We start from the raw sequence: 1,045 nt of genomic DNA, 5'->3' as shown, positions 1-1,045 counted from the left end.
CTCTCATGCGATGTGAGACGACCTTGCGCGTGAGCGTTTCCGGGACCGGCTCGGATGAACCATCAACACTGAGGATGTGGTGATGACGTCAGTCAGGTAACCAGCAGTTTCCCGCCGAGGTCTGCGAGATGACGAAGGAGATGGACGAACGGTCTGCCCGGCGCCACCACAAGACTGGAGTTGCTTCGCTTAAGATACTGCTGGCGAACTCCTCATGCCGGAGTGGGAGCCATCATGTGCTTGGTAAATGCGGATTGCCGCGTTCGTGCGAGCAGAGTGCCAGCGAGTGCGGCTCCTAGTCGGATGAGGTTCATGGAGGCCGCCGTCAGCACATGCTGGAGATGCGTCTTGGCGAGACCGATGTAGCGTGAGCGCCGTAGATGCAGGACCCGGACGCCCGCCGAAATCGTTCCCTCAATGCCGGCGCGCTGTCGATACTCTTTTGAGAAGGCAAGCTGCTCCTCGCGCTGGCGAGCCGCCTCCAGTGTCTCGTGTTCCTCGCGTGGTCGTAGCGTGAGCAGCCGCCGCCCACTTCGGGTACACTGTGCTTTCAAGGGACAGGGGCGACAATCTGTTGTCGAGAAGCGAACTTTGAACGCGGTCCGTCTTTGGTGATAATCAGGGCTCCAACTCTTGCTCTCGTGCCCGGCCGGGCAGGTCGCCACCTCCCGGTCCCAGTCGAGGACAAAGTCCTGCACCGTGAAGCCCTCACCTGAACGGGCCTGCCACTGATAATCCTTGGGAGCCGGCCCTAAAAGCGTGACGCCCTTCTTCCGGCTGGCGACAAGTTGGTCGGCCGCAACATAACCGGCGTCGACAAGATGAGTATCGGGCAGCAGGCCCTTGGCCTCGAGTGCCGCATGGATGTCGTCGAGAGCGTCGAGATCGACAACAGGTGCCGACGTGGCCTCCACATGCGTGATCAAGTGTGGTCCGCCCTCGTCGCAAGCCTCGGTGAGATGCACCTTGTAGCCGATCCAGGCTGTCGTTCCCTTCTTGGCATAATGGACCTCTGGATCGTAGGGTGATCCGGCCATCAGCAGGG

1 protein-coding gene is annotated in these 1,045 nt (G+C 60.9%); it reads right to left on the bottom strand.

Annotation, left to right across the window (positions count from 1 at the left end):
- Positions 1-212: 212 nt before the first annotated feature.
- Positions 213-1,045, bottom strand: an 833-nt coding sequence (locus OC446_RS30490) for a transposase (RefSeq protein WP_262032604.1), incomplete at its 5' end; no start/stop codon positions are given.

The organism is Microvirga sp. Mcv34 (genome assembly GCF_024519725.1).
Classification (GTDB): domain Bacteria; phylum Pseudomonadota; class Alphaproteobacteria; order Rhizobiales; family Beijerinckiaceae; genus Microvirga.
Note: the sequence above shows the minus strand (reverse complement) of the source record. Positions and strands in the feature narration are given on the sequence as shown.